Source organism: Streptomyces sp. NPDC002671, assembly GCF_053592475.1.
The window spans coordinates 166,576-191,779 of record NZ_JBSFVU010000009.1; the positions used below are offsets into that span (position 1 = coordinate 166,576).

The window sequence follows — 25,204 nt, forward strand, 5'->3', positions numbered from 1 at the left end:
TGGTCTTCTCCTTCAAGGGGGTGGTGCGGCTGCCTCCGACGGGTGGCAGCAGGCTCGGTCCGGGCCGGTGGCGGAAGGTTCACTCAGGTGCTCCCGCGGGAGCGTGGGCCGAGGCCTGAGTGAGGGTGCGGGTGGCGTGGACCAGCAGGGCCAGCGCCCCAGCGCCGCAGGCGAGCGCCGGCACGCCGGCCGGTCCGCAGGTGTCCACGAGGGCCTCGACGGGGCTCGCCAGGAAGGCGCAGCCGGGCAGTCGGCCGCCCAGCAGCAGCGCGGGGGCCGCCATCTCGACGGCCGCCGCCGCGCCGAGGACGATGCCGGGGGCGCGCCGGTGGTGGTGCGCGCCGAGCAGCCGGGCGAGCAGGAGCAGGGCGCCCAGGGTGAGCGCCTGCGGGTAGGCGGCGGGTTCGTGCAGGAGGGTGCCGCACAGCAGGAGCAGCGCGGTGAGGGCGCCCAGGAACAGCGCGAACGTGCCCAGCAGCAGAGGCTTCGCGGCGGCCGTGAAGTCCTCCAGGCCCCGGCTGCCGGCGAGCCTGCGGCGGGCGCCCGCGGCAAGCAGGTGGGCGCACCAGGCCGCCGGGGCGCAGGCCAGGGCGAGGGCCAGGACGGGCGCGGTGGCTGTGGGCCAAGGACCGTCCGGGTCGCCGGTGGGCAGGGCGTCGGGACCGCCGGACACGATGGCCTGGAGGAGTCCGTCGCCGAGGAGGGCGTAGCCGAGCAGCCAGAGCGTCCCCGCGCGCGTGCCGAGTGCCGGGCGCCACGCGGGGGTGCCGGGCGGGGTGGCGAGGGGGCCGCGGCGCAGTGCCGCGCGGACCGCGAGGGCCACGGCGAGGACGCCGACGACCGCCGCCAGGAAGCGGGGTTGTCCGTCGGTGAGGCGCAGACCGGCCACGGTGGCCGCGCCGAGGGCGCCGGGCAGCAGGGTGAGCAGGACCCAGTCGGCGCGGACGCGGGGCGCGCGCGGAGCCTCGGACGCCGGGCGCGGCTCACCGTCGCGGGGCACGCGCGCGTACAGCTCCTCGGCGAGCGAGAAGACGTCCCGGTGGCGGAAACGGGCCGCGGTGCGGTCGGTGACGCCGTGCGCCTCCAGCCCGGCCGCGATCTCCAGGGGGTCCACGGCCCGCTCGCACAGCTCGCGGTGCCGGTGCAGCAGGGCCTTCACGGGGTCGACGGCACCGCGCCGGGGGGCCGTCCGTCGGGCCTTGCCGGGCTCGGTGTTCGTGCCGCCTCGCGCGGGGGCCGACGGCGCCGACGACGAAGACGTCCGACGCTCACCGCGAGAGCCGGCGGAACTCACCGAGCCCGCAGAGCCAACAGCTGACGCGATCTCAGAGTCCGCGGCGGCGGAAGCCGCCGAGCCGGAGCCCACCGGAGCCTCGGCGACCGGGGAGGCCTCATCATCGGGCTCACCGGCCGGCTCACCAACCTCCCCGATCGTCCCTCCGCCGGCCAGCCACTCCCCCGACCGCGCGTCCCACGCGTCGGCGCCGCTCGGCATCCCGGGCCGGTCCAGTTCGCTCATCACGCCCCCTCCGCAGCCGCGACCGGCGTCGCCCGCACCGGCGTGGCGGTGGCCCAGGCGGGAAAGCCGCGGGTGAGGGCGTGGGCCGTGGGGCCGGTCAGGCGGCCGGGGACATGGGACTCGGCCGGGGCGGCGAACGGCAGGGGCTCGCCGGCCTCGTCCAGGACGACCCGGCGGACCGGGCAGTGCGAGACGATGTCCAGGTAAATACTGTGAAACGCCTGGATGTTCTGCTCGACGGTGAACAGTTCGAGCGCCCGGGCGCGCGCGGCGGCGCCGAGGCGCTCACGGCGCTCGGGGTCGCGCAGCAGCGCCACGCACGCCTCGGCGAGCGCCCGCGGATTGCGCGGCGGGACCACCAGGCCCGTGCCGCCGATCACCTCCACCACGGCACCGACGTCCGTCGACACCGTGGCCCGGCCGCAGAACATGGCCTCGACGAGGCTGATCGGGAAGCCCTCGACGACGCTGGACAGGACGATCACGGCGCCGGAGGCATAGGCGTCGGCGAGGGTCGGCGCCTCCGGGCCGCCGATCTCCTCGAAGGAGACGGGGTTGTCGCCGACCGCGTGCACGCCCTCGGCCTCGTCCGGGAAGAGCTGGGCGGCCAGGGCCCGGCAGTGGCCGAGGTAGGCCGCGCCCTCGGGGCCCACGGGCGCGCCGATGACGCGCAGGCGGGCCTCGGGCTCCTCCTTGCGGACCTCGGCGAAGGCGTGCAGCAGCGAGACGAGGTCCTTGGCGGGCTCCACACGGCCGACCCAGACCAGCGTGTCCGGGTCGGCGCGGTCGGGGGACTCGCCGACCTCCGTGAAGCGGGCGGACTCCATGCCCGGGTACACCGTGCGGATCCTGGCCCGGTCGGCGCCGCACCGTTCCTGCCAGCGGCGCGCGTGCGCGTTGCCGGGGGTGAGGATCTCGGCGCGCCGGTAGACCTCGGTGGCGAGCCGGCCGTGGAAGGCGGCGAGCAGGGCGCGTACGGCGGGGGCGGCGGCGTCCGGGCCGAGGGTCAGGTAGTGCGAGCGGAGCTGCACGCCGTACTCGGTGACCAGCAGCGGCACATCGGAGAAGTGCCGGGCGAGCAGTCCGGGCAGGGCGGCGGGGCCGCCGGCGGTGGCGTGGCAGAGGTCGGCCGCGCCGAGACCGTCGTCGCCGTACCAGTCGAGGGTGAGGGGGCGCAGGGCGCGTTCGAGGTGGGCGGTGACGGCGAGCAGGTCGGGTACGCGCGCCTCGCGCGCCGTGCGCAGTGCGCCGGGGGCACGGCAGGCACGCTCCAGGGTGCGTACGGCGGTGTCCGAGCGGAGTGCTCCGGTCAGTCCGCCTGCGTCGCGGGCGAGTTCGGCGAGTCCGTACAGCGCGCTGCCGAAACGGTCCGCCAGATCGGCGGAGTCGGCACCGTCCTCAGAACCCGCCTCGCCGGCGTCGGCGCCGGGGCCGGAGCCGCCGCCGGCCCCGGCGCAGACCGCCGCGGCCAGTTCCCCGTAGCACTCGGCGAAGCACCGGCGCGCGTGCCGTCCGTAGGTGACCTCGTCGCCCTCGGCCGTCCACAGGGGCGCCGTACGCACCCGGCCGACCTGCGGCGGGAGCGGGACCCAGCCCTGCTCCTCCTGCTGCCGGCTGCGGCTGAGCGCGTAGACGTCGAACTCGTGCTGCTCGAGCCCGCGCACGAGCCGGTCGCACCAGAGCCTGGCGTCACCGTTCACATACGGATAGCCACCCTCCGTAAGCAGTCCGATGCGCACGTGCACACCCCCGATCTCCCGTTTGGGGAGCCGCCGTCACCCCGGCGGCTCGCAGCGGGAAGAACGTATGCGGACAAGGCGGTGGCGCGACGGACGGTTGTCCGTCGCGCCACCAAAAGGGGTGAACGGTCGTAACTTTCGCGTGCGGGACGCGTTTCGCCGCGCTAGCAGTTCACACAGTGATCGTGCGAGCGCAAAACGTTACGCCCAGCCGCCCTTCAGCCCTTCAGCCCTTCAGCCCTTGGGAAACGGCCAGGGGTTGGGCAGGCAGTGGATCCCGTCGTGGTCGAGGAACTTGGTCTGCTGCTGCATGACCGGCGCCAACTCGCCGTCGCGCTGGCAGCTGACGTGGCCGTGGCCGAGCCGGTGCCCGACCTCGTGGTTGATGAGCATCTGCCGGTACGGGTGGATCTTGTTCCCGTAGGTCTTGCTGCCCTGGGCCCACCGGTAGGCGTTGATCATCACGCGTTCGGTGGAGGCCGAGTCGCAGGAGACGTTGTCCACCGTGGTGTCCAGGCCGGACTTGGCGCACCACTTGGCGGTGGTGCCGGGGCTGGCCAGCGTGATCACGAAGTCGGGCTTGCCGGAGGAGACGCGCTCGAAGGTGCGGGCGCCGCCGTGGGACCAACTGCGGCCGTCGTTCAGGGTCTTCTGCACGGCCTCGGCGAACAGCACGCCGTCCAGGCCCAGCCCCCGCTCGACGTCCACGCGGTAGGTGTACTTCCGCCCCGTGCCGGGCGCCTTGGCGAAGCCGGGCACCGTGTCGAACTTCCCCGAGCCCTTCAGCGTGGCACTCAGCGGGTACGTCCGGCCCATCTTCTGCTCGTATGTCAGCGTCGCCGTGACCGGCGAGGCGGAGGGACTCGTCCGGTCGTCACCGCGCGACGCGGGGTCGTGGGTGTCGCGCGCCTGGTCGGTGGCGGAGTGCGACTGTACGGCGCCGTCCTCGCGCCGCGCGGTCACGTGGCCGGCGACGACGATCGCCAGCGCGGTGGTGACGGCGGCGGCGGCGATCCCGGTGAAGGCCCGCCCCTTGCCACCGCCCCGCTGTGCGGGCACGCCGGCCGACGGCGCGTCGGCGCCTCCGTCCGCCTGGGTGCCCGTCCCGGCTTCCGCCTCGGTGGCGTAGGGCCCCCGCGCCCCGGCCGACGGCTCGCCCGCGCGGGGCGCGAAGACGTCGAGCTCCTTGTCGAAAGCGTCGAGATACTCCTGCCGGGGCCCGGCTCCACGCCGCCGACCACGCCCGGGGCCCGGACGGGCGCCGAGGCCGGGCCCGGCGTCCCCTTCCTGCCGCTGCCGCGGCAGCCCGACACCGGGCCCACCGGCAACAGGCCCCGCACCGGCCCGCACCGCGAACTGCCCCCAGCCACCGCCGGGTTCATGCTGCTCGGGGTGACCACCACGGACTTCGGGGGTGCCGTGCGCGGGGGTGCCGTCGGGGAAGCGCGGCATACCGTGCGCGGGCGTGCCGTCAGGCAGAGTCGGCGCGCCGTGGACCGGCGCCCGCCGCTGCCCGGGCAGGCCGGGCGGCAGGGCCGTAGGCGCGTCCTGGGGCTTCCCGGAGCCCGCGGCCCGACCCCCTCGCTTTGCTGCTATGTCCGCGGGGTCGTCCTTGGAGGCCGATCCCCTGCGACTGTGGCGTCCCACCTCGGCCCTCAGCTCCCCGCACTCGTACTGGCGGCCGTGACGTCGCCCCCGGCATCGGCGACTGCCGTCGCCCCATCGGTCAACTCCCCGGCATCCGCGAGAAGTTCCCGGAACGCCCCGGCCACCACCTCGGGGTACTCCATCATCGCCACGTGCCCGGCGTCCGGCAGGGACAGCAGGCGGGAGTCACGGAAGGAGCGGGCGGCCTTCTGGGCCATGCGGTAGCCGACCAGCTGGTCCCGGCCGCCGTAGATCAGCAGGGTCGGCGCGAGCACGCGCTCGGCCTGGCGCCACAGCCCGTGCTGGCCGCCCAGCGTGTAGGCGTTGACCACCCCGCGCGCGGAGCGTGCCATCGCGTCCCAGAAGTACGGCAGTTGAAGCCGCCGCTCCAGCTCCTCCACGGCATCCCGGAACGCCTCGGGCGAGACGCGCCCGGGGTCGCCGTAGCAGAGCGCCATGACGCCGCCCACCCGCTGCTCGGCCGTCCACTCCTTGGTGAGCCGGGTGAACAGCGAGGCCACTCCGGGCACGCCCAGGAGCGCCGTCGGCACGGCGGTGCGCTGCACGCGCAGCTCCGGCAGCGCGGGTGAGACGAGGGTGAGCGTGCGGACGAGGTCCGGGCGTACGGCGGACACGCGCGTGACGACCGCGCCGCCGAGCGAGTTGCCGAAGAGGTGGACCGGGCCGCGGCCGGCCGCGTCGAGATAGCGGATCACCGCGCGCGCGTGCCCGGTGACCGAGTAGTCGCCGTCGTCCGGGGGCGGTGAGTCGCCGAAGCCCGGCAGGTCGAGCGCCTCGCTGTCGACGACGCCGTCCAGCCGCGCCATCAGCTCCGACCAGTTCTGCGAGGAACCGCCGAGTCCGTGGACGTAGAGCGCGGGCGACAGGCCTTCACGCGCGGGACGGCGGGACCGGATCGACAGGGTGACCCCCGAAAGCCCCACCGACCTCATCCGCTCGCCCTCGCCGACCCGGACGGCTGCCGCCTTCGGAAACACACTGGCGGCCGGCACGGACGGCGACTCGATCGAAGACATGCCGCAATGTTACGAGACGATCACGCCCTGGTTCATGTGTTCGCCGTCACAGAGTGGGTCGCGGATGGCATGGCGTCCGGATCAGGTGTCTCCTAGGCTCATACACAGGGCACCCGCGTGTGCACCCTGCTGCTCCCAGGGACGTTCGTAGGAAGGGAGCCCACCATGGCCTATGACCCCATTGAGCCCGAAACGATCGAGGACCTGGAGGCCAACGAGAGCCCCGAAGTCGACTTCGAGGCCCCCGAAGTGGACGCCGCCGAGCAGCACACCGACATCACGCCGGAGCACGACGACCCGATGACGGAGATCGTTCCGGACCGCGCGAACGAGGCCGACCTCGCCGAGCAGGCGCGCGTGGTCGCCATCGACGAGGACGACTACCGCTGACGCCGAACGCCGCGTCCAGGCCGCACCTGCCAGGCTTCCGGGCCACATCGGCCCGCTTCCAGGCGGCACCGGCCCTGCTTCGTGGCTTTCGTCGCCGTCCGGTACATGAAATTCTGCGCTCGCACCGCGCACACCACGGTTACCGAAAAGTACGATGGCGGCGCGGTGACACCGCATGTGGACGACTTTGGGAGGCGGCGTGACAGCCATCGAGCAAACTGAGGCGGTACGCCCGCGCGGCACCCGCCTGCCGCGCCGAGCCCGACGGAACCAGCTGCTGGGCGCCGCCCAGGAGGTATTCGTCGCACAGGGCTACCACGCTGCGGCGATGGACGACATCGCCGAGCGGGCCGGCGTCAGCAAGCCGGTGCTGTACCAGCACTTCCCCGGCAAGCTCGACCTCTACCTCGCCCTGCTGGACCAGCACTGCGAGTCGCTGATCCAGGCCGTGCGCGGCGCGCTGGCGTCGACGACGGACAACAAACAGCGCGTCCGGGCGACCATGGACGCCTATTTCGCCTACGTCGAGGACGACGGCGGCGCCTTCCGCCTGGTCTTCGAGTCCGACCTGACGAACGAGCCCGCCGTGCGCGAGCGCGTCGACAAGGTCACCAACGACTGCGCCGAGGCGATCTGCGAGGTCATCGCCGAGGACACGGGCCTCTCCCGCGCGGAGTCGATGCTGCTCGCCTCCGGCCTCGGCGGCCTCGCCCAGGTGGTGGCCCGTTCCTGGCTGCACAGCGACCGCAGCGTCCCGCGCGACCAGGCGGTGCAGCTGCTGACCTCGCTGGCGTGGCGGGGCATCGCCGGTTTCCCGCTGCACGGCACCGAGTCCCACTGAGCGTCCGGCCGGCATCCGTTTGTTCCCGCGCGGTGTTCGCTCCTGGCGTGCCGTCCCGCAGCGTGTACGTCCCCTCACCGGGCTAATGTGTGCTGCGTACGGCGCGGAAGATCGCGCATATCACTGACCGTCGGAGGGACATAGCCGTGGAGGTCAAGATCGGCGTGCAGCACGCGCCCCGCGAGATCGTTCTGGAGAGCGGTCAGAGCGTCGAGGAGGTCGAGCGCGTGGTGGCCGACGCGCTGGCCGGCAAGTCGCAGCTGCTGAGCCTCGTGGATGAGAAGGGCCGCAAGGTCCTGATCCCTGCGGACCGCCTGGCGTACGTGGAGATCGGCGAGCCGACGGTCCGCAAGGTGGGCTTCGGCACGCTGTAGGCCAGAGTCGCAAAGAGGGCCCGGTGGCATGTGCCGCCGGGCCCTCTTCGTGCGTTCCCGGCCACGGACGTGTGCGCTTGCGGCGCACAGAGGGAGCACAAGTCGCCCACAGCGGAGGATTGCACTCCGCAGGTCACGGGTATGACGGGCTACGTACGTCAAGGGCAGGCCGCCCGTGGGAGGGACCTCGGATGATCCTGGAAGTGCTCGGATCCGCTGTGCTCGGCCTGGTGCTCGCCTGGGCGGCGGCACACCGCCTCTCGCACCGGCTGCCGGCCCACCCGCTGGTGTACTCGACGGGCGTCGCCGGAGCCCTCTTCGGCGACTTCATCACCCACAGCGCCCTGGGCCCCGGCAGCCTCCTGCTGAGCCTGCTGGGCGCGGCGATCGTCTCGGCAGCGTCGTTGTCACTGCTGCTGCGCCCGACGGGCCGCCTTCGACGATCAGCGACGGCGTAGCCGTCAGGCTGGAGGGGCGCGGGACTCTGCTTGATATGCGGCTCCGCCGCGTGGGCACGAGCAACCACGACACACCCGCAGCCGCGCAACGCCCCGCAACCCCCCCCAGAGCGCAACGACGCCTAGGCCGCGAGGCCCAGCGCAGCCATCCGCTTCGTGTGCGCCTCAGTGATCCGCGAGAACATCCTGCCGACCTCCGCGAGATCGAACCCGTCGGCCACGCCACCCACGAGCATCGTCGACAGCGCGTCCCGGTCGGCGACGACCCGCTGGGACTGCGACAGCGCCTCGCCCATCAGCCGCCGCGCCCACAGCGCGAGCCGTCCGCCCACGCGCGGGTCGGCGTCGATGGCCGCGCGCACCTTCTCCACCGCGAAGCCGGCGTGCCCGGTGTCGTCGAGGACGGCGAGGACGAGTTCGCGGGTGTCGGAGTCGAGGCGGGCCGCGACCTCCCGGTAGAAGTCGCTGGCGATCGAGTCGCCGACGTACGCCTTGACCAGGCCCTCCAGCCAGTCCGAGGGCGCCGTCTGCCGGTGGAAGCCGTCCAGGGCGGCGACGAACGGCTCCATCGCCGCGGTCGGCTCCTCGCCGATCTCGGTGAGCCGGTCCCGCAGCCGCTCGAAGTGGTGGAACTCGGCCGAGGCCATCTTCGCCAGCTCCGCCTTGTCCGCGAGGGTCGGCGCCAGCTTGGCGTCCTCCGCGAGCCGCTCGAACGCCGCCAGCTCCCCGTACGCGAGCGCGCCGAGCAGGTCCACGACCGCGGCGCGGTACTGCGGGTCGGCGGAGGCCTGCGCCCAGTCCTGGGCGGCGACCCCGGTGTGTCCGGTGGCGGAGGCGTTCTCAGGCTTGTCAGAGCTAGTCATGAGGCGCACAATAGCCCGCTCGCCGGGCCGCGGAAGCCCCTGGTCGGCCACTGTGCCGACGATTGCCTACCACTGTGACCACGACAACGTGACCAAATCGGCCGTCGCATGTGCGCCAATCCGGGGTATGGTGGTAATGCGCCTGCTGAGAGTGCGTCGACGCTGCTCGACGTCTTCCGACAGGGCGCACGCATGAGGATGCCCGGTCGGTGGCCCGATCGGCTCCGACCCGACAGCCCTCCCCGGCCGTACGGCTCTGTACGTACGACGACCGGAGGGACCCCCTCAGCGGTACGAGCGCTAGAGCGTCGGCAGAGGTCCCGTGTCATACGGCTTGCCCCAGTGGTTCGCCCGTACGGCAGCCGACGTCCCCGGCACGGTCAGTCATGACCCCCGCGCTCGCCTCGCGCCGCACACACAGAAGAGGCATGACCCTGACTACGACGTTCCGAGAGCTCGGGATCCTCCCCGAGACCGCCGAGGCCCTGGAGGCCGTCGGCATCATCAACCCCTTCCCCATCCAGGAGATGACGCTCCCCGTCGCCCTTTCCGGCACGGACGTCATCGGCCAGGCCAAGACCGGCACCGGCAAGACGCTGGGCTTCGGCCTTCCCCTTCTTGAGCGCGTCACCGTCCCCGCCGACGTCGAGGCCGGCCGCGCCGCTCCCGAGGCCCTCACCGACGCCCCGCAGGCGCTCGTCGTCGTCCCGACGCGCGAGCTGTGCACGCAGGTCACGAACGACCTGCTGACCGCGGGCAAGGTGCGCAACGTCCGCGTCGCCGCGATCTACGGCGGCCGGGCCTACGAGCCTCAGGTCGAGATGCTGAAGAGGGGCGTCGACGTCGTCGTCGGCACCCCGGGCCGCCTGCTCGACCTCGCGGGCCAGAAGAAGCTGAACCTGAAGCACGTCAAGAGCCTGGTCCTCGACGAGGCCGACGAGATGCTCGACCTGGGCTTCCTGCCCGACGTCGAGAAGATCCTCAACCTGCTTCCGGCCAAGCGGCAGACCATGCTGTTCTCCGCGACCATGCCGGGCGCGGTCATCGGCCTCGCGCGCCGCTACATGTCCCAGCCGACCCACATCCGTGCCACTTCGCCGGACGACGAGGGCGCGACGGTCGCGAACATCAAGCAGTTCGTCTACCGCGCGCACAACATGGACAAGCCGGAGATGGTCGCCCGCATCCTGCAGGCCGACGGCCGCGGGCTCGCGATGATCTTCTGCCGTACGAAGCGGACGGCCGCCGACATCGCCGAGCAGCTGCAGCGCCGCGGCTTCGCCTCCGGCGCGGTCCACGGCGACCTCGGCCAGGGCGCCCGCGAGCAGGCGCTGCGCGCCTTCCGCAACGGCAAGGTCGACGTCCTCGTCTGCACCGACGTCGCCGCGCGCGGTATCGACGTCGAGGGCGTCACCCACGTCATCAACTACCAGTCCCCCGAGGACGAGAAGACGTACCTGCACCGCATCGGCCGTACGGGCCGCGCGGGCGCCAAGGGTACGGCGATCACGTTCGTCGACTGGGACGACATCCCGCGCTGGCAGCTGATCAACAAGGCGCTGGAGCTGGACTTCAACGACCCGGCGGAGACGTACTCCAGCTCCCCGCACCTGTTCACGGACCTCGGCATCCCCGAGGGCACCAAGGGCACCCTGCCGCGCTCGGAGCGGACCCGCGCCGGGCTGGCGGCCGAGGAGCTGGAGGACCTGGGCGAGACCGGTGGCCGCGGTGCGCGCGGTCGCGGTGGCCGGGGCGGTCGCGGTGACGCTGCCGAGACGAGCACCGGCGAGCGGGAGCGTTCGGCCCGTACGCCGCGCCGTCGCCGTCGTACGCGCGGCGGCACTTCCTTGGACGAGTCCGCCACGACGACGGCTACGACCGCTACGTCCGCCACGGCACCGGCCGCCGAGTCCGTCACGGAGGAGGCCGCCGCGAAGCGCACCCCGCGCCGTCGTCGCCGTACCCGCGGCGGAGCGTCGGCCGAGCCGGTGACGGCCACGGCAACGGCCGCTCCCGAGGCCGCTGTTGAGACGGTGGACACGGCGGAGGGTCCTGTCGCGCTCGACACCCCGGACAAGCCGCGTCGTCGCCGCACCCGCAAGTCGGCCGAGCCGCAGGCAACTGAGGTGACGCCGGCCGAGAGCACGGTGACCGAGCCCGCGCCCGAGGCCGCTCCGGCTCCCGAGGCCACCCCGGCCCCGGAGACGAAGCCCCGCCGCCGCACCCGCAAGGCCGTCGCTGCGCCGGAGGCCACCGAGGCGGAGGCCGCGGTGGACACGGCCGAGGCCGCGGAGGCCAAGCCGCGCCGCCGTACGCGCAAGACGGCCGAGCCGGCCGCCGAGGCCGCGGTGACGACCGCCGAGGCCACGCCTGCCGAGGCCCCGGTGGAAGCCGCCCCGGCGACCAAGCCGCGCCGCACGCGCAAGACGGCTGCCGCCGCTCCGGAGGCAACCGAGGCCCCTGAGGCCGAGGCCAAGCCGCGCCGGACCCGCAAGACCGCCGCAGCCGCGGAGTCAGCCGTGGACACGGCCGAAGGCACGGAAGCCAAGCCGCGCCGCACCCGCAAGGCCGCTGCCTCCGCCGAAGCCGCCGTCGAGACGGCCGAAGGCACCGAGGCGAAGCCCCGCCGTACCCGCAAGACGGCTGCCGCCGCTCCGGAGGCAACCGAGGCCCCTGAGGCCGAGGCCAAGCCGCGCCGGACCCGCAAGACCGCCGCAGCCGCGGAGTCAGCCGTGGACACGGCCGAAGGCACGGAAGCCAAGCCGCGCCGCACGCGGAAGACGGCCGCCACCGCCCCCGAAGCCACCGAGGCCCCTGAGGCCGAGGCCAAGCCCCGTCGCACCCGCAAGGCGGCCGCGACCGCTGTCGACGGTGCCGAGGTGGCCGCGCCCAAGGTCCGGCGGACTCGTAAGGCCGTGGCCGAGGCTCCTGCCGTGGAGATCCCGGCGCAGGCCACCGAGGAGCCGGAGGCCAAGCCGCGCCGCCGCACCCGCAAGGCCACGGCGTCCGCCGCCGAGGCGACGGCGGCCGGCGAGGCGGTCGAGGGCGTCGAGGCGAAGCCCAAGGTGCGCCGCACACGCAAGGCCGCGGCTGCCGTGGAGGCTCCCGAGGCCTGATCCGGCGCTCAGCTCGGCTCAGCACCGCAGCACCATCACCCGATGGCCCGGTCCACTCCGGTGGGCCGGGCCATCGGCGTTCCCGGCGCCCAATAGCTCCTCCTCGGGGCGCCCGATAACCTCTCCCCATGAGCAGGCCTGCCACCTTCGTCCCACCCCCCGGCGCCCGTGCGTACTCCCTGCGCACGGCGCGCGGTGAGTTCGCCGTCGTCGACGCTCCCGTGGCCGCCGGGGTCGAGCCGAGGGGCGTCGCGCTGCTGCTGCCGGGGTTCACCGGGAGCAAGGAGGACTTCAACCCGCTGCATCTGCCGCTCGCGGAGCGCGGGTACCGGACCCTGGCGATCGACGGGCGCGGGCAGTACGAGACGGACGGGCCCGAGACCGACGAATCCGCCTACGCGCAGCGGGAGTTGGCGCGGGACGTGCTCGCGCAGGCGGAGGCCGTCGGGCAGCCCGTGCATCTGCTGGGGCACTCGCTGGGCGGGCAGATCTCGCGCGCGGCCGTGCTGGCCGACCACACACCCTTCCTGTCGCTCACCCTGATGTCCTCGGGACCGGCCCACATCTCGGAGCCGCAGCAGCAGCGCGTGCAGCTGCTGCGGGAGGCGCTCGCCGTGATGTCGATGGCGGAGGTGTGGGACGCGATCCAGGCGATGGAGGCGGCCGAGGAGACCGAGCCGGGCAGGCGTGACGGCAGGCCCGACGGCTCACTCGACGGCGGGCTGGACGACCGGGACGATCTGCGGCGCCGCTGGCTGGGCACCAAGCCCGCCCAACTCGTAGCCACCGGGCGCCAGTTGTGCGCCGAGCCGGACCGCGTCACCGAACTGGCCGCCCTCCCGCTGCCGTTCCACGTGCTGTCCGGCGCACTGGACGACACCTGGCCGCTCGCGCTGCTCGACGAGATGGCGGCACGGCTGACGGCGCGGCGGACGGTCATCGAGGGCGCCGAGCACTCCCCCAACACCGACCGCCCGCTCGCCACGGCCCACGCGATCGCCGACTTCTGGGACGGCAACGGCCACAACCCGGCCGCCGCTGCCGGCAGGACCTAGTCAGGACCTAGTACAGCGTCTGCAGGTGCCCCCAGAACCCGTCCCGTAGGGCGCGGCGCAGGTCCGCCTGGCCGCGCAGGGAGTACTGGAGCAGACCCTCGGCCTCGACCAGCAGGTCCTGGTCGACGGAACCGGGCAGGTAGGGGTGGCCGGGCAGGAGTTCGACCAGCGCCTCGCGGCCCCGGGCGGCCAGCCACTTCGCCGCGATCTGGGCGCCGACGAAGCGGACGTCCTCGCGGGTGGGACGGGTGCCGTCGGCCTCGTAGGCGGCGGCCGTGCGCCGGGTGACGTACGGCTTGAAGAACTCCAGGTCGAGGGTGCGCTGGCTGTCGACCTCCCAGAGCAGCGGTTCGGCCTGGTTGCGGCCCTCGGGGGCCTCGATGCCCCACAGGTGGACGCGGGCGCCGTAGCCCTGGGCGGCCTCGACCGCAGAGACCAGGTCCTCGTCGCCGCCGAGCAGGGCCGCGTCGCTGATGGCGCGGTGGCGGGCCAGGGACTCCAGATCGCTGCGGATCAGGGAGTCGACGCCCTTCTGCTGGTTGTTGGCGTTGAGGTTGCCGAGGCGGACCTTGACGTCGGGCAGTTCGGCGATGGACTGCTGCTCGGCGGTGTGGATGCGGCGGCGGGCGCCGTCGTACCAGTAGACGCGCAGCAGGCGGCTGTCGGCGAAGACCGAGCGGGCCCGGTCGATGAGCGCCTCGATCAGGCCCTCGGCGTCGAGGTCGAAGGCCCGGCGGTCCTCCGTCCCGGCGATCAGCCGGCCAGCAGCCGCATACAGGTATCCCGCGTCGACGAAGATCGCGTGGGTCGAGGGTGTCTTCGCCACTTCGGCGAGCATGCGCTGGAGCAGCTCGTTCGTGCGGTCGATGCGGGCGGCGAGGGCCGCCAGGTCGTCGTTCATCGCTTCCATTGTCCCGGCGGTCACGCTGCGAACACAACCGGTCCCGGTCGGTTCCACCAACACCTCTTACCGGTCGGTAATTAGTCGTTCGAAAAATTTCTTTAGCGTAGGGAATGTTTGTAACATGCGACGTGTTGACTCTGTACGACAGCACGTCACCATGCACACCAGTAGTTCTCCTCAGGAGGATGACCAGACGAAGGGAGAAGCCTGTGCGCTTCGAAATCCTGCGACTCGACGAGGTCGACGGCACCACCGTGGACACCACCGTCGTGGACGCCGCCTCCGTCAACCGGATCGTTCAGCAGGCCGCCGCGATCGGGCAGCGCCTGTGGATCCGGCCGGCCGACACCCCGGCCTCGTAACGCGGATCGCCACTCAGGCTTTCCGGGGGAGCCGAGCCGCTGCGCTCAGCTCCCCCGGATCACTTGAGTGACACCGTTGATGATCTGCTGCACCGCGATCGCGGAGAGCATCATGCCCGCGAGCCGCGTCACCAGGACCACGCCGCCGTCCTTGATGACCCGGATGATCAGCAGCGAGTAACGCATCACCAGCCACAGCACGACGTGGATCGCGAGGATCGCGGACCACACCGAGACCTGCGTGGCCACACTGCCGGCCTTCTGCACGGCCAGGATCACGGACACGATGGCACCGGGCCCGGCCAGCAGCGGCATGCCCAGCGGTACGAGGGCGACGTTCACGTCCTTGGTCTGCTTCGGCTCGTCGGTCTTGCCGGTGAGCAGGTCGAGCGCGATCAGCAGAAGCAGCAGTCCGCCCGCGATCATCAGCGCGGGGACGGAGACATGCAGGTAGTCGAGGATCTGGTGGCCGAGGACGCCGAAGGTGGCGATCACCCCGCCCGCCACACAGACGGCCTGGAAGGCCATCCGCTTCTGCACCTTGGCCGGACGGCCGGCGGTCAGGGCGAGGAAGATCGGGGTGATCCCGGGGGGATCCATGATGACGAAAAGGGTCAGGAACAGAGAGCCGAAGACGGCGAAGTCGAACATAGAGAGCCTTGCAGGATGGAGCCAGGATGGGGCCACCGCCGTGAGCAGTCGTCCCGCAGGGCAGGACGGCGGGCACGGCGGACGGTGCCGGGTGAGCGGCGAACGGGTGAGCCGGTGACCTGAGGGTCAGATCCCGCCCGTACCCGGGACGGGAAACGCGCCGGTCGCACGGCGGATGATCTCCCCGTACACCTCGGGGTCCGTCGTGTACTCGCCGAGCGCCACGGCCTTGCGGCTGCCGTGGTAGTCCGAGGAGCCCGTGACCAGCAGCCCCAGCTCCTTCGCCAGGCCGCGCAGACGGGTCCGGTCGTCGGCGTCGTGGTCCATGTGATCGACCTCGATGCCGTCCAGGCCGGCCTCGGCCAGCTCGGCGATGCGGGACTCCGGCACCGTGCGACCGCGCTTGACGGCGGCCGGGTGCGCGAAGACGGCCACGCCGCCCGCGCCCTTGATCAGCCTCAGGGCCTCGAACGGGTCGGTCTCGTGCTTCTCCACGAAGGCCCGCCCGCCGTCGGCCAGCCACTCCTCGGTGAACGCGTCGCTCACCGTCGGAACGACGCCCAGCTCGACGAGCGCGGTGGCCACGTGCGGACGCCCGACCGAACCACCGGCGGCGATCCGCTCGACCTGCTCCCAGGTGACCGGCACGCCCAGCGCGTTCAGCTTGGCGACCATGCCCTGGGCCCGCGGCACCCGGTCGTCCCGGACCAGTTCGCGCTCGGCGAGCAGGGCGGGCTCCTCGGGGTCGAAGAGGTAGGCCAGCATGTGCATGGAGATGCCGTCGACACGGCAGGACAGCTCGGCGCCGGTGACCAGGGTCAGCCCCTCGGGCAGCGCGCCGATCGCCTCGGCGTACCCGCGAGTGGTGTCGTGGTCGGTCAGCGCGACGACGTCCAGTCCGGCCTCGGCGGCATTGCGCACCAGCTCGGCCGGGGTGTCCGTACCGTCGGAGGCCGTGGAGTGACAGTGCAGATCGATGCGCACGGTGACTCCAGGCATGACGGACGGAAGGGGACGCTCCAGCATAACGGCAGCGAAAGAGTGTCCGTCACACCCGCAACCCGGAAGCGCCCCCTACGAGCACCCCCACCCCAGCGGGCGCTACGGCTTGAGCAAACGCGGCGACAGCGCCCCGCACGGCACCAGGTCCAGCTCCGCCCCCGCGTCCCGCAGATCCGTGAGGACCAGTTCGTCGTACATGAGCAGACCGGACTGCTCCGGCCACATCACCGCCCACAGCCACATGCCGAGGGCCTCGCCGGCGAAGACGGCGCGGTCGTCGGGAGTGCCGGCGAGATGCCAGAGCGGGGTGGGACGGCCGACGGCCAGCACCTTGGCCTGGGGCGGCTTCTCCACGTTCAGGTACGGCCCCGGGTCCGGGCCGTCGATGCCGGCATACCGCGCGCCGAGGCCGACGCCGAGCTCCTCGGCGACCAGGATCAGCTCGGCCACACCGCCGAGCGGGCCGGGTCCCGAGCAGGCCACGGCGGACGCACGGCCGCCGGTGCGGTCGTCACCCGCGTAGACCACCCCCGTGAACAGCCACCCGACCGGCAGCGGCCACGGCATCCACACCGGGACCTGCGTGTGATGCACGACGACGGTGAGCGCCTCGACGCTGGGCGGGATCACGGGCTGCAGCGGATACACCGTCCCGTGCACACCACACTGCCAGGAATCGGCGAAGAGTCCGGGAGCCCTGACCCGGCCACCACACTTCGGGCAACTGGGTTCGCCCCTCATAGGGCTCCACGGTCCTACCCCTGCACCGTTACGTCAAGGACGATCACCCGACCGGCGCAGACCACTGCGCGGAGGGGCGGGCGGGGTGCGGCGCGGTCTTCGTCAACTGACCCGGCTCAGGCCACGGTTGGTGAGCTTGCTCACTCGGGGCAATCCCGGATCAGTCCAGCGGGACGGACTTGCGGGCGGGGTCCCTCAGGTCCGTCCCGTTCGTCAGCCAGCGCTCCTGGAGGGCCTGGGCGCCGTGCACCCGCTTCCAGGCGGCCTCGTTCGGGGTCATCGGCAGCAGCGGCAGGAACTGCACGGGGTCCATCGGGTCGTCCAGTTCCAGATCCTCGACGAGCCCGCCCGGCTCGGCCACCAGAACGGAGGTGAAGGGGGCGCCGGGCCACAGCGGCTCGCCCACGTCCAGGGACGCGCCCGGGGCCACCACGACGCCCTCCACCTGCGGCGTCGCGGCGAGCACCGCGAGCGGGCGGAGCACCTTGTCGGTGTCGGCGACGCCCGCGCGGACGGACAACACCAGTTCGACTCGGGGGCCCTTGACGGGGTCGGCCACCATCGCCGTGGGGTCCGTCATGGGGTGCGCGGACATGCCGAGCGTGGCGTAGCGGACGACGTCTCCCTCCTGGAAACGGAGCACCTCGATGCGGTCCGTGCCCAGGAAGGTGACCGCGGCGCGCGCGTCCGGTTCTCCCAGAGCGGTGCTCAACCGGGCCTCTACAAGAGGAAGAACATCAACCATGCGGTGAGCATAGAACTCGTCAGTACCGGGCAAAGCAGCGCCTTGACACTTCGGGCTGCTGCTACGCTGAGCCGGTGGTTCGGGACAGCACGCCAAGCGTCGCCGTCAAGTCCCGACGCCGATGAGACTCCCTTACGAGGGACCGGCCGGAGGAGGTGGGGCTGTCATGGATCGAAGTCGACCTGGTAGTACCACTCGCTCTTCCGGCTGTTGATGTAGTTCCCGGCTGGCTGCCACCTTTCCCCGTTCGCATCGTCGTTCGGAAGAGCACTTCGTTTCGCTTCACCTGATCTGTCTGATCTGCGTCAGTTCTGCATCAGTAGCGAAGTCGCCACCGCGACGTTGCGGTGCTCCCCGCTTTGTGGACGTGCCAAACCTCCGCAGTCAGGACGTCCTCATTCCGGGTAGTTCCACCCGTCGCAGGCGCACTTTCGTTGCCCGCCCGCGAAGGAGCCTGCCCATGTCGATGATCCGTGACCTGCGCGCCGCCGTCCGCCCGTCGTCCCGCCCGTCGCTGCGCAAGGAGACGAGCGCGTCGTACGACACCACGCGCGACCCCGCCACGCCCTCGGCCGTGGTCGACTGTGCCGTCTACCGCGACGGCGCCCGTGTGGCGAGCGCCAAGCCGCTGACCCCGCAGGAGGCCATGCGGCAGGTGCGGCGCGACGGCGGCTTCGTGTGGATCGGTCTGCACGAGCCGACCGAGGCCGAATTCGCCGGTATCGCCAGCGAGTTCGGGCTGCACCCGCTCGCCGTCGAGGACGCCGTGCAGGCGCACCAGCGGCCGAAGCTGGAGCGGTACGACGACTCGCTCTTCACCGTCTTCAAGACCATCCACTACGTCGAGCACGACCGGCTCACCGCCAACAGCGAGGTCGTCGAGACCGGCGAGGTCATGTGCTTCACCGGGCGGGACTTCTTCATCACCGTCCGGCACGGCGGCCAGGGCTCCCTGCGGGCGCTGCGGCACCGCCTCCAGGACGACCCGGAGCTGCTCGCCAAGGGCCCCTCGGCGGTGCTGCACGCGATCGCCGACCACGTCGTGGACGGGTACATCGCGGTCGCGGACGCGGTGCAGGACGACATCGACGACGTGGAGACCGAGGTCTTCTCGCCGGGCCGCAAGGGCGGGGTCTCGCGTGGTGTGGACTCGGCGCGGATCTACCAGCTCAAGCGTGAGGTGCTGGAGTTCAAGCGGGCGGTGGCTCCGCTGCTGCGGCCGATGCAGCTGCTCAGTGAGCGGCCGATGCGGCTGATCGACCCGGACATCCAGAAGTACTTCCGGGACGTCGCCGACCACCTCGCCCGGGTGCAGGAGCAGGTGCTCGGCTTCGACGAACTCCTGAACTCCATCCTCCAGGCCAACCTGGCGCAGGCGTCCGTCGCGCAGAACGAGGACATGCGCAAGATCACCGCCTGGGCAGCGATCATCGCCGTACCGACGATGGTGTGCGGTGTGTACGGCATGAACTTCAAGTACATGCCCGAGCTGCACTGGAAGTACGGCTACCCGGTGATCATGGGCATCACGGTGGCCCTGTGTCTGGGCATCCACCGCACGCTGAAGCGCAACGGCTGGCTGTGAGCGGGCCTGGATAGGCTGAACCCATGACAACCGAGCTGCCCGACCAGGCCCTTCTCGACCAGGCCCTCATCGAGGAGGCCACCAAGAAGTCCGGCCTCATCTGGGTCAGGGGCGCCGGGGCCCCCGCGGCGCGTGCGCTGTGGCACGCGTGGGTCGAGGGTGCGGTGTGCCTGGTCGGCGACGGGCCCGGCGAGCAGCCGCTGCCCGAGCTGACCGACGGCGGCCCGGCCGAGGTGACCGTGCGCAGCAAGGACAAGGGCGGCCGGCTGGTGACCTGGCCGGCGACCGTGACCGAGCTGCGCTCCGGCTCGCCGGAGTGGGAGGCGGCGGTGACCGAGCTGAAGGGGAAGCGCCTCAACGCCCACGACGGCGAGGAGATGCCGGCCCGCTGGGCCCGCGAGTGCCGGGTGCTGCGCCTGGTGCCGGCGGGGGCGCCGGCCCCGCTGCCCGACGACAGCCTGGCCGAACGCCCGCTGCCGTCCCCGGCGACCACGCGTCAGCCGATCCCGGCGGGCCTGCCGAAGCTGCTGGCGAAGCGACGGAAGGCGAAATAGCGAAGAGCCAGGACGGGCGAAGCAGCGAACGGCTAGGACGTCGGCAGCTGCTCGCCGTAGTCCACCGTCTCGCCCGTCGCGGGCTCGGTGACGGCGAAGTCCTTACCCCAGTCCGAGAAGCTGAGCGTCCCCGCGCCTCCGGCCCGCACCAGGCGGAGCGGATACGGCGTGCCCTGGAGGGAGACGTCGAGGATGCCGCCGGAGCCCTTGTCACCGGTGACGCGGATCGTGGGGGTCCCGGACTGCTCGTGGTGGCCGTCCGTCGCCAGCTTGCCGTGCAGCGTCAGCAGACCTTCGAGGAGGACGGTCTTGTCCGTGAAGCCGCTGAACTTCTTGTACGCCGGGTCCCCCTGCGGCACCTTCACGTACTTGCCGCCGAGCTTGCTCGCCGCCGCGGCGTCGCCCTTGCCGTCGGCGTGGTTCCAGAAGGCCGCGTCGGCCTTCACATACAGCTGCCTGCCCACCCGCAGCAGCTTGAACGTGCCGCCCTGCGAGGTCACCGAGCCGGTCCCGCCGTCGCTTTTAAGGCGCATGTCGAGGGTGTAGGTACGACCGCTGGTCACCACGGTCCCGGACAGGTGCACCGTGGGCGCCCCGACCGCCGCGGACCGCGTCCTGGCCTGGATCCGGTCCGCGGGGAGCTTGCCCACCCCGTTGGTGCCCGCGTCGGGATCGTCGCTGCCGCCGCACCCCGTCAGCACGGCCGTTCCCGTCACGGCGAGCGCGCACACGGCGGTCACCAGTGCGGTCCGGCGGTTACGGCCCTGCGGAATCGAGGTCACAGGCGGCTGACCTTTCTGAGGGGTTACCTGAGGTTTCCTGAGGGGTGCCCGAGGGGGTTTCCCGAATGGCGTACGGCAGCGTACCGGGGCCCGGTCCGCCCGGCGGAGCCAGTCCGTCCGGACCGCTCACCAGGGCGTATCCGATCAGGACGGGCTAGCCTGAAGCGCACCCGAGCGGTCACATCTGAGCAATCCACACGAACTCCATGCAAAGAAGGCACAGTCATGGCAGCCGGCGCCCCCCGGATCTTCGTCTCGCACCTCGCCGGGGTCCCCGTCTTCGATCCGAACGGCGACCAGGTGGGCCGCGTGCGCGATGTGGTCGTCATGCTGCGGGTCGGCCGGCGGCCCCCGCGCGTGCTCGGGCTGGTCGTCGAGCTGTCCACCCGGCGCCGTATCTTCCTGCCGATGACCCGGGTGACCGGCATCGAGTCCGGCCAGGTCATCACCACCGGCGTCATGAACGTGCGCCGCTTCGAGCAGCGGCCCACCGAGCGGCTGGTCTTCGGCGAGCTGCTGGACCGGCGCGTGAAGCTGGTGGAGACCGGCGAGGAGGTCACCGTCCTCGACGTGTCCGTGCAGCAGCTGCCCGCCCGCCGGGACTGGGAGGTCGACCGGGTCTTCGTCCGCAAGGGCAAGAAGGCCGGCGCGTTCCGGCGTGCCAAGGGCGAGACGCTGACCGCCGAGTGGTCCGCCGTCACCGGGTTCTCGCTGGAGGAGCACGGACAGGGCGCCGAGAGCCTGCTCGCCACCTTCGAGCAGCTGCGCCCCGCCGACCTGGCCAACGTCCTGCACCACCTCTCCCCCAAGCGGCGCGCCGAGGTCGCCGCCGCCCTGGACGACGACCGCCTGGCCGACGTACTGGAGGAGCTGCCCGAGGACGACCAGATCGAGATCCTCGGCAAGCTGAAGGAGGAGCGCGCGGCGGACGTCCTGGAGGCCATGGACCCGGACGACGCCGCCGACCTGCTCTCCGAGCTGCCGGAGGACGACAAGGAGCGGCTGCTGAGCCTGATGCAGCCCGACGACGCGGCCGACATGCGGCGCCTGATGTCGTACGAGGAGCACACCGCGGGCGGTCTGATGACCACCGAGCCGATCGTGCTGCGCCCGGACGCCACCGTCGCCGACGCGCTCGCCCGGGTCCGCAACCCCGACCTGTCCCCCGCGCTCGCCGCCCAGGTCTACGTCTGCCGCCCGCCCGACGAGACCCCGACCGGCAAGTACCTGGGCACCGTCCACTTCCAGCGGCTGCTGCGCGACCCGCCGTACAGCCTGGTCAGCGGGCTCGTCGACGACGATCTGCAGACCCTGGCCCCCGACGCCACCCTGCCCGTGATCGCCGGGTTCTTCGCCACGTACGACATGGTCGCCGCGCCCGTGGTGGACGAGTCCGGGTCGCTGCTCGGCGCGGTGACCGTGGACGACGTCCTCGACCACATGCTGCCCGAGGACTGGCGGGAGACGGAGTTCCACCTGAACGAGGAGGCCGGGGCGGCCGACGAGGGGGCGAGCACCCATGGCTCCTGAGCGCGAGAGCACCCGCGAGCGCACCCCGGTGGGCGCCACGGCGGCCACCCGGCCGCGCACGCCCCGCCTGGACCAGCCGCGCCCGCCCCGGCGCCGGCTCCTGCCCGAGTGGGACCCGGAGGCCTTCGGGCGGCTGTCGGAGCGGATCGCCCGCTTCCTGGGCACGGGCCGCTTCATCGTCTGGATGACGGTCGTCATCATCCTGTGGGTGGTCTGGAACATCTTCGCGCCGGCCGCCCTGCGCTTCGACAACTACCCGTTCATCTTCCTGACGCTGATGCTGTCCCTCCAGGCCTCGTACGCGGCCCCGCTGATCCTGCTCGCGCAGAACCGGCAGGACGACCGGGACCGGGTCAACCTCGAACAGGACCGCAAGCAGAACGAGCGGTCCATCGCCGACACCGAGTACCTGACCCGGGAGATCGCCACGCTGCGCACGGGCCTCGGCGAGGTGGCCACCCGCGACTGGATCCGCTCGGAACTCCAGGACGTGCTCAAGGAACTGGAGGAACGGAGGCGCGGCGACGGGCATCCCGGCCACGTCGTATTCCCGGCAGAGCGGGCGGAACGGACTCAGGGACGTGACGCAGACGACCGCTGAGGGGCTACCCACAGGCCCAGTACAGCGCCGTACCATCGTCTTTATGGTTACGGAAGACGCGGTGCGCGAGGCGCTGGCGACGGTGAACGACCCCGAGATCAACCGACCCATCACCGAACTGGGGATGGTCAAATCGGTGGAGATCGGCGTGGACGGAGCGGTCGCGGTCACCGTGTACCTCACGGTCTCCGGCTGCCCGATGCGTGACACGATCACCCAGCGTGTCACCGACGCGGTCTCCCGGGTCGAGGGCGTCACCCGCGTCGACGTCACGCTGGACGTGATGAGCGACGAGCAGCGCAAGGAGCTGGCGACGGCGCTGCGTGGCGGCCAGGCCGAACGCGAGGTCCCCTTCGCCAAGCCGGGCAGCCTCACCCGGGTGTATGCGGTCGCGTCCGGCAAGGGCGGCGTCGGCAAGTCCTCGGTGACCGTGAACCTCGCCGCGGCGATGGCCGCGGACGGCCTGAAGGTCGGTGTCGTGGACGCCGACATCTACGGCCACAGCGTGCCGCGGATGCTGGGCGCGGACGGCCGTCCCACCCAGGTCGAGAACATGATCATGCCGCCGTCGGCGTACGGCGTGAAGGTCATCTCGATCGGCATGTTCACCCCGGGCAACGCGCCGGTCGTCTGGCGCGGCCCGATGCTGCACCGCGCGCTGCAGCAGTTCCTGGCGGACGTGTACTGGGGCGACCTGGACGTCCTGCTGCTGGACCTGCCGCCCGGCACCGGTGACATCGCGATCTCCGTCGCCCAGCTGGTCCCGAACGCCGAGATCCTGGTCGTGACGACCCCGCAGCAGGCCGCGGCCGAGGTCGCCGAGCGCGCCGGCGCCATCGCCGTGCAGACCCACCAGAAGATCGTCGGCGTGGTCGAGAACATGTCCGGCCTGCCCTGCCCGCACTGCGGCGAGATGGTCGACGTCTTCGGTACGGGCGGCGGCCAGCTGGTGGCGGACGGCCTGACCCGTACGACGGGCACGTCCGTCCCCGTCCTCGGCTCCATCCCGATCGACGTCCGCCTGCGCGAGGGCGGCGACGAGGGCAAGCCGGTCGTCCTGACCGACCCGGAGTCCCCGGCGGGTTCGGCGCTGCGCGCGATCGCGGGCAAGCTGGGCGGTCGCCAGCGCGGCCTGTCGGGCCTGTCGCTGGGGATCACGCCGAAGAACAAGTTCTGAGCCCGCAGAACAGGTTCTGAGCCCGCAGAACAGGTTCTGAGCCCGCACACAGCGGAGGGGCGCCGGCATCACGGCGCCCCTTTTCTCATGCGCGGGCACTCATGCGTACGAGGCGATGTCCTTCACCACGGCGAACCCGACCCCGTAGGCGCTCATCCCCCGCCCGTACGCCCCCAGGTGCACGCCCGCCCCGGTGGTACCGGCGAGCACCCAGCCGAACTCCCACTCCCGGTAGTGGAACGAGGTCGCCACCCCGTCCACCGGCAGCGAGAGCCTGGACCACTCCGGCCCCTCGAGGTCGTCGGCCAGAGCCCACGCCGTCTCCGTCTGCTGGTCCAGCCAGTCGTCGCGCAGGCTGTGGTCCATCTGGCCGGGCCAGGTGAACGACAGCAGCCCCACGCCGGCCAGCCACGCCGCCGAGGACACCGACGTCGCCTCCAGCAGCCCCGTACCGTCGGCGCTGCGCCGGGACGGGTTCGCCGGCACGGTCACCACGACGGCGAACTTCTCCCGCGGCTCCTCCGCGGACGCGGACTCGTTGCGCACGGTCGGCTCGTCACCGTGCCCGATCGACCCGTGCTCCACCGCGCCGTCGGCCGCCGTGCCGACCTGCATCAGCCAACGCGGCCCCGTGAAGGCCTCGTCGAGGCCGTACCAGGAAAAGGGCGCCTGCAGATAGCCGTCGACCGTGCGCCAGGCGGAGGGGAGCTGTTGTCCGCCCTCCGCGGCCGGCGCCTGCGCACCCACCCGACTTGTCGTCTCCATCTGCCCGGACGCCTCCTCGCTCTCGTCGGACCGGGGTGCCCGCCCCCCTTCGGGCGTACTCGTCCGGTCCGCACAACAACTCGGCAGCATATCCACACTGCTGAGAGCAGCAGGGAAACCGCCGGGCGCATGGTCGCACGGACGGCTTGTTCAGGCCGGGTGCGGCGGGCGCACGCTATGAAACGCGTCACGCACGCCCCCCGGCCCGCGTGTCGGGGCCGGGGGGCGTGCGCTGGTCGTCAGTGGGTGCGGCTGGGACCTGTACGGCGGATCAGGTCGCGTCCGCGTCGAAGGACGGGCGGTCGTCCTTGGCGGGCTCTTCGGGCTTCTTGGTCATGTCGAGGCGCCCGCCGGACGACGAAGACGACACAGACGGAGAAGACGACGCGGGCGAAGAAGCGGACGACGAGTCACTGTCCCGGCCGTTGACGGCGTCGGTGACCTCGGCCATCTCCTTCTTCAGGTCGAAGCCGTTGCGGATCTCCTTCAACCCCAGCTCGTCGTTGTCCAGCTGCTTGCGGATGAACGTCTTGGGGTTGAGGTCCTCGAACTCGAAGTCCTTGAACTCGGGACCCAGTTCGCTGCGGATGTCGTTCTTGGCGCTCTCCGAGAACTCGCGGATCTTGCGGATCGTACGCGTGACGTCCTGGATCATCTTCGGGAGCTTGTCCGGACCGAAGACGAGCACAGCGAGCACAATGATGGTGACCAGCTCGAGTGGCCCTATGTCATTGAACACCTGACGCTCCCAGTGTGATCTCCACGG

The 25,204-nt window shown here is 72.0% G+C and carries 25 protein-coding genes; 12 read left to right on the forward strand and 13 right to left on the reverse strand.

The features are described 5' to 3' along the window. Positions 1-79: 79 nt before the first annotated feature. The 4 genes from ACWD35_RS16275 to ACWD35_RS16290 all read right to left on the reverse strand — a co-directional run bounded on the left by ACWD35_RS16275 (position 80) and on the right by ACWD35_RS16290 (position 5,942). A complete protein-coding gene (locus tag ACWD35_RS16275) occupies positions 80-1,519 on the reverse strand; it encodes a hypothetical protein (protein ID WP_451351880.1) in 1,440 nt (479 codons plus the stop codon). Then, complete coding sequence (locus ACWD35_RS16280) at positions 1,519-3,258, reverse strand: DUF3492 domain-containing protein (protein ID WP_451351881.1); 1,740 nt, start codon at positions 3,256-3,258, stop codon at positions 1,519-1,521. Before ACWD35_RS16280 ends, ACWD35_RS16275 begins: the two co-directional genes overlap by 1 nt. Before the next feature lie 234 nt (positions 3,259-3,492). Next, on the reverse strand, positions 3,493-4,905 hold the full coding sequence (locus ACWD35_RS16285; protein ID WP_451351882.1) for a DUF3152 domain-containing protein: 1,413 nt from the start codon (positions 4,903-4,905) through the stop codon (positions 3,493-3,495). An 8-nt stretch (positions 4,906-4,913) separates the two neighbouring features. Further along, positions 4,914-5,942, reverse strand: coding sequence for an alpha/beta fold hydrolase (locus ACWD35_RS16290; RefSeq protein ID WP_451351883.1), 1,029 nt, complete (start codon positions 5,940-5,942; stop codon positions 4,914-4,916). A gap of 165 nt (positions 5,943-6,107) precedes the next feature. On the opposite strand from ACWD35_RS16290, the gene ACWD35_RS16295 reads away from it, so the two are divergent. The 4 genes from ACWD35_RS16295 (at position 6,108) to ACWD35_RS16310 (ending at position 8,005) form a co-directional block, all read left to right on the forward strand. Next, entirely contained in the window at positions 6,108-6,332 is a 225-nt protein-coding gene (locus tag ACWD35_RS16295; RefSeq protein ID WP_451351884.1) for a hypothetical protein, read from the forward strand. Between the two features lie 199 nt (positions 6,333-6,531). Then, positions 6,532-7,173 (forward strand): TetR/AcrR family transcriptional regulator, encoded by a 642-nt coding sequence (locus tag ACWD35_RS16300; RefSeq protein ID WP_451351885.1) that lies wholly within the window; start codon positions 6,532-6,534, stop codon positions 7,171-7,173. Between the two features lie 146 nt (positions 7,174-7,319). After that, positions 7,320-7,547, forward strand: coding sequence for a DUF3107 domain-containing protein (locus tag ACWD35_RS16305; RefSeq protein ID WP_451351886.1), 228 nt, complete (start codon positions 7,320-7,322; stop codon positions 7,545-7,547). Positions 7,548-7,738: 191 nt separating this feature from the next. Further along, the gene (locus ACWD35_RS16310; RefSeq protein WP_451351887.1) at positions 7,739-8,005 is read left to right on the forward strand and encodes a hypothetical protein; all 267 of its coding nucleotides are present in this window, start codon (positions 7,739-7,741) and stop codon (positions 8,003-8,005) included. Between the two features lie 122 nt (positions 8,006-8,127). Here ACWD35_RS16310 and ACWD35_RS16315 read toward each other — a convergent pair whose 3' ends face one another. Beyond that, entirely contained in the window at positions 8,128-8,877 is a 750-nt protein-coding gene (locus ACWD35_RS16315) for a ferritin-like fold-containing protein (RefSeq protein ID WP_451351888.1), read from the reverse strand. A 518-nt stretch (positions 8,878-9,395) separates the two neighbouring features. Between ACWD35_RS16315 and ACWD35_RS16320 the strand changes: the two genes are divergently transcribed. Next, the gene (locus ACWD35_RS16320; protein WP_451352006.1) at positions 9,396-11,984 is read left to right on the forward strand and encodes a DEAD/DEAH box helicase; all 2,589 of its coding nucleotides are present in this window, start codon (positions 9,396-9,398) and stop codon (positions 11,982-11,984) included. A 128-nt stretch (positions 11,985-12,112) separates the two neighbouring features. Continuing rightward, positions 12,113-13,039, forward strand: coding sequence for an alpha/beta fold hydrolase (locus ACWD35_RS16325; protein WP_451351889.1), 927 nt, complete (start codon positions 12,113-12,115; stop codon positions 13,037-13,039). 7 nt (positions 13,040-13,046) lie between these two features. Here the strand turns inward: ACWD35_RS16325 and ACWD35_RS16330 are convergent, their stop codons facing one another. Beyond that, positions 13,047-13,940: an NYN domain-containing protein gene (locus ACWD35_RS16330; RefSeq protein WP_451351890.1), complete on the reverse strand. Its 894-nt coding sequence runs from the start codon at positions 13,938-13,940 to the stop codon at positions 13,047-13,049. Between the two features lie 212 nt (positions 13,941-14,152). Here ACWD35_RS16330 and ACWD35_RS16335 point away from each other — a divergent pair, with 212 nt between their 5' ends. After that, on the forward strand, positions 14,153-14,305 hold the full coding sequence (locus ACWD35_RS16335; RefSeq protein WP_451351891.1) for a hypothetical protein: 153 nt from the start codon (positions 14,153-14,155) through the stop codon (positions 14,303-14,305). 45 nt (positions 14,306-14,350) lie between these two features. On the opposite strand, the gene ACWD35_RS16340 is transcribed toward ACWD35_RS16335, so the two are convergent. From ACWD35_RS16340 to ACWD35_RS16355, 4 genes are all read right to left on the reverse strand, one after another. Next, positions 14,351-14,956, reverse strand: coding sequence for a MarC family protein (locus tag ACWD35_RS16340; RefSeq protein ID WP_451351892.1), 606 nt, complete (start codon positions 14,954-14,956; stop codon positions 14,351-14,353). A gap of 126 nt (positions 14,957-15,082) precedes the next feature. After that, positions 15,083-15,940, reverse strand: coding sequence for a PHP domain-containing protein (locus ACWD35_RS16345; RefSeq protein WP_451351893.1), 858 nt, complete (start codon positions 15,938-15,940; stop codon positions 15,083-15,085). 117 nt (positions 15,941-16,057) lie between these two features. Then, positions 16,058-16,699: a DUF6758 family protein gene (locus tag ACWD35_RS16350; RefSeq protein WP_451351894.1), complete on the reverse strand. Its 642-nt coding sequence runs from the start codon at positions 16,697-16,699 to the stop codon at positions 16,058-16,060. Positions 16,700-16,859: 160 nt separating this feature from the next. Further along, positions 16,860-17,444, reverse strand: a complete 585-nt coding sequence (locus ACWD35_RS16355) for a suppressor of fused domain protein (RefSeq protein ID WP_451351895.1) — start codon at positions 17,442-17,444, stop codon at positions 16,860-16,862. A 460-nt stretch (positions 17,445-17,904) separates the two neighbouring features. Here ACWD35_RS16355 and ACWD35_RS16360 point away from each other — a divergent pair, with 460 nt between their 5' ends. Together ACWD35_RS16360 and ACWD35_RS16365 are read left to right on the forward strand one after the other, a co-directional pair. Continuing rightward, positions 17,905-19,029, forward strand: a complete 1,125-nt coding sequence (locus ACWD35_RS16360; RefSeq protein WP_451351896.1) for a magnesium and cobalt transport protein CorA — start codon at positions 17,905-17,907, stop codon at positions 19,027-19,029. 23 nt (positions 19,030-19,052) lie between these two features. Further along, entirely contained in the window at positions 19,053-19,583 is a 531-nt protein-coding gene (locus ACWD35_RS16365) for a hypothetical protein (protein ID WP_451351897.1), read from the forward strand. Positions 19,584-19,615: 32 nt separating this feature from the next. Here ACWD35_RS16365 and ACWD35_RS16370 read toward each other — a convergent pair whose 3' ends face one another. Beyond that, positions 19,616-20,365, reverse strand: a complete 750-nt coding sequence (locus ACWD35_RS16370; protein ID WP_451351898.1) for a hypothetical protein — start codon at positions 20,363-20,365, stop codon at positions 19,616-19,618. 225 nt (positions 20,366-20,590) lie between these two features. Between ACWD35_RS16370 and ACWD35_RS16375 the strand changes: the two genes are divergently transcribed. Genes ACWD35_RS16375 through ACWD35_RS16385 form a run of 3 tightly spaced genes read left to right on the forward strand, consistent with a single transcriptional unit; the run spans position 20,591 to position 23,673 of the window. Further along, positions 20,591-21,895: a magnesium transporter MgtE N-terminal domain-containing protein gene (locus ACWD35_RS16375; RefSeq protein ID WP_451351899.1), complete on the forward strand. Its 1,305-nt coding sequence runs from the start codon at positions 20,591-20,593 to the stop codon at positions 21,893-21,895. After that, positions 21,885-22,496: a DUF1003 domain-containing protein gene (locus ACWD35_RS16380; protein ID WP_451351900.1), complete on the forward strand. Its 612-nt coding sequence runs from the start codon at positions 21,885-21,887 to the stop codon at positions 22,494-22,496. Before ACWD35_RS16375 ends, ACWD35_RS16380 begins: the two co-directional genes overlap by 11 nt. Positions 22,497-22,539: 43 nt before the next feature. Continuing rightward, positions 22,540-23,673, forward strand: coding sequence for an Mrp/NBP35 family ATP-binding protein (locus ACWD35_RS16385; RefSeq protein ID WP_451351901.1), 1,134 nt, complete (start codon positions 22,540-22,542; stop codon positions 23,671-23,673). A 99-nt stretch (positions 23,674-23,772) separates the two neighbouring features. On the opposite strand, the gene ACWD35_RS16390 is transcribed toward ACWD35_RS16385, so the two are convergent. Further along, positions 23,773-24,438: a hypothetical protein gene (locus tag ACWD35_RS16390; protein WP_451351902.1), complete on the reverse strand. Its 666-nt coding sequence runs from the start codon at positions 24,436-24,438 to the stop codon at positions 23,773-23,775. A gap of 271 nt (positions 24,439-24,709) precedes the next feature. Continuing rightward, positions 24,710-25,177, reverse strand: a complete 468-nt coding sequence (locus ACWD35_RS16395) for a sec-independent translocase (protein WP_451351903.1) — start codon at positions 25,175-25,177, stop codon at positions 24,710-24,712. Positions 25,178-25,204 lie beyond the last annotated feature (27 nt).